The organism is Streptomyces palmae (genome assembly GCF_004684805.1).
Classification (GTDB): Bacteria; Actinomycetota; Actinomycetes; order Streptomycetales; family Streptomycetaceae; genus Streptomyces; species Streptomyces palmae.
The window spans coordinates 1-3,143 of the sequence record NZ_SRID01000552.1 but is presented as its reverse complement, the minus strand read 5'-3'; the positions used below and the strand labels follow the sequence as shown (position 1 = coordinate 3,143).

Sequence of the window (3,143 nt, the reverse complement as noted above, 5' to 3'; positions counted from 1 at the left end):
GGTCGACGGCGTCCCGGTCGGCGATCACCTTCCCCAGGTGTCGGGCCATCCAGTCGGCGGCCGGCGGCGCCAGCGGTGCCAGCGGTGCTACCGGTGCCGGCATGTATGGCGTGTACGGCGCGGCGCCCATCATGGGCTCCAGGCGGGGCAGGCCGGCCGCTATGCGCTCTGCGGTGCGGCGTGCTGCCTCCTGGGGGTCCAGGGGGGTGACGTAGCGGAGCACGGGCTGGTGGTGGCGCGGGGTGATGCAGTAGAACCTGCCGGCGTCGGCGGGGTTGTCCGGATCCGGTGAGGGAATCAGGAGATGAGGCAGCCACCCCTGCGACACCGCGTCGGACCGGCCCACGACCAGGGGGGTGTCCGCGGCGCGGCAGGGCAGCATGATGCGGACGCCGGGCACGTCCGCGATGGCGTCGCCCATCACGTCGCTGGTGGCGTCCTGAGTGATGATGACCACCGAGACCAGCGCCTCCCGGCCCAGGCGGAGCAGGTCGACCGCCAGCTGCTTGGCGCGTGGGCTCAGCCGCGGGTACTCATCCAGGAACACCACGATGGCCGGGGCGTCCGGCCTCGGGTCCCACATGTCTTGGGTGGGGGGCATGGACGCGATGCGGGTGCGGGCCCGCTCCAGCAGGTGCTCCAGGACCTGCTCCGCCTCCTCGTCGGTGCGCGCGGTCAACGCCGCGGCGGGGGCGAGGGCTTTGAGGCCGCGTTTGTAGGTGTCGATGTCGACCACCACCGCATCCGCGCAGGCGGTCACGTACTCGGCCAGGCACTGCACCATCGCGGTTTTCCCGCTGCCGGTGTCGCCCACGATGATGACGTGCTGTCCGGCGAGGACGACCGGGGTGGTCTCCCCCTCGATGCTGATGCCGGTGCTGACCGCGTTGCGGATGGAGCACGAGCCCGGCGCCCGGTCCGGGTACGGCAGCGGGTCGGCAAACGGGTCCTTGAGCAGGACATCCACATCGATGAGCGCGGCGTCCTCCGGATCGGCCGGCCGCGCCAGGATGCGGGACTCGCCCACCCGCAGCGTGGTGGCCAGCGGGCGCAGCTTGGTGGCGAATTGGGCGAGGGTGCCGGAGTCGAGGACGACCGGGATGCGCCATCCGTAGGTGGTCTGGGTGGGGGGCAGCACCTCGGCGATGCGGGCGCCCTCCTTTTTGAGGGCCAGGCGCATGGCCTCCCGCGCCTGGCGGGGGTTGTTGCCGGCCTCCCGGAGCGCGAAGGGCGCGGGGTCGGGCTCGGGATCCATATCGGTGTGGGCCGGTGCGGTCGGTGGCACGAACAGCAACCGGGGGACCGGTGGCCTGCGGCGTGTGGGGCGGCGGCCTTGCACCCACGCCAGCACCAGGAACACGGCGGCGGCCAGCGCGGTGACCACCAGGCCGGCGGCGACGGACAGGACCCACAGGCCCACCCACAGCAGCGACAGCACCAGGAGTACGGCCGCGGCGGTGCGGTGGCGGTGGGCGCGTACCTGCCCCCGGCCGACGGCCAGCATCCCCACCGTCACCTCGGTGTGCTGGAACTCCTCCTGCCCGATCTTCACCTGGAGCTGCGCCCACTGCATCATGCGGTAGCTGATCATCGGTGACGCGCCGCCGCCGCCGAACCCGTAGCCGCCGTAACCGTAGCCGCGGTAGCCGCCGCGCTTTTGCGCCTGCATGCGCTGCATCTGCATGTAGACGGCCTGTTTTTGCTGTTGTTTCAGCAGGGTCATGTTCTGCTGCAATTCGGCGGCGGTTCTTTGCCTGATCCGCTGCCATATGCGGTATTGGTCGTTCAAGATCCGGTGTGCGATGTGCACGTCTTCCAGATCCTCAGTGCGCCACCAGCGACCCCATTCGGCGCGTAGATGGCGCACGCCGGCCCCTATGGTGCCGCCGGACATAGCGTTTCCCCCGTTGCTCAGAATGTGCCAAGAAGTACGTCGCCCACCGTGTTACCGGATGTGCGGATGAGTCCCATGGCCATGCCCACCAATCCGGCGGAGGCGCCGAGAAAGACGCCGACCAGCGAGCCGCGTAGTACCGGCTCTTTCAGGTCCGCTCGGCCGCTTTTGACCAGCCCCATGTAGAGCGCCAGGAGACACAGTCCCGCGATGGCGCCGGAGACACCGACCCTTTCACCGCCGGTGAGAGTTTTGTGGTCGCCCTTTGCTGCGGCGCCGGTCCCCGCTTCCAGGGCGTAGGTGCCAATCCCGTCACCGAGGGCGGCGGCGGTGCCGCCCATCACGCCGAGGATGCCACCGCCGAGGAACAACAATGCGGCCAGGGCAACTCCTGCGAAAAAATGGATTTTGGGGGTGGGGTCCCCACCTTTCCACCGTCCGATTTGATAAAAGAGGATCACCAAGCCGAGGGCGACCCCACCGATTCCGCCGGCGGCTGCGGCAGGCGTATTCACGTGCTTATGCTCCTGTCAAAAGATGGATGAGTGCGCGGCCGACGACGGCGAGGATGGCGATGGTCAGCGACCACACGGCCATGGCCACGGCTACGCGCAGTACGTAGCCGACGCCCCGCACGTGCCACCCGCGCGCCAGGAGTCGGCCGATACCACCGAGGATCGGCTGGAGGGCCGCGATCAGGGCTCGCCCGAGCGAGCCACCTACCGGTGTGACCATGACCAGGCCGACCATGACCGCGGGCACCAGCAGCCACCCCAGCAGCCCGAACGGCCCCGATTCCTTGACGGTTTGGGCCATTGCCGAGATCAGGCTGTTCCCGCTCCACACCACCATCAGCCCCAGCACGAAACCGGGGATGTTGATCTTCAGGCGCATCCATCGGATGTCCAGCCCGCGCTGCGCCGCTGCTCCGTGGACGTCGGGGAGGTGGGACACGACCGCCTCGCCGATCGTGACGGCGACCTCGTGGGCGATCTGTACGCCCTCGGACATCGGGCTGTATGCGTCCGGGCCCGCGGGGGCGGCCTCGGGGGCCATCGCGTCGGGCGCGCCCGGATCGCCTGGGGTGCCGGGCATGGCGGGCGGGTGCGGGGGCGGCGCCGGCACCCCGGCCGGTTGGGCGGGCAGTCTCCACCAATCCGGCGGCAGCCCGCCGTCGGCCGCGGCCGGCTCCACCTCGGGTGGCGGGAGTGGGACCGATTCGGCGGCGATCGGGTCGTCCGCGGGGGGC

At 70.3% G+C, this 3,143-nt stretch carries 2 protein-coding genes and 1 pseudogene; all 3 read right to left on the bottom strand.

Going from position 1 to position 3,143, the window contains the following annotated elements; all coding sequences use genetic code 11:
- Positions 1 to 1,810, bottom strand: a 1,810-nt coding sequence (locus E4099_RS30755; RefSeq protein WP_135342385.1) for an ATP-binding protein, incomplete at its 3' end; no start/stop codon positions are given.
- Between the two features lie 101 nt (positions 1,811 to 1,911).
- On the bottom strand, positions 1,912 to 2,409 hold the full coding sequence (locus E4099_RS30750) for a hypothetical protein (protein WP_135342384.1): 498 nt from the start codon (positions 2,407 to 2,409) through the stop codon (positions 1,912 to 1,914).
- Between the two features lie 4 nt (positions 2,410 to 2,413).
- Positions 2,414 to 3,143: pseudogene (locus tag E4099_RS30745) on the bottom strand (hypothetical protein); the annotation flags it as partial.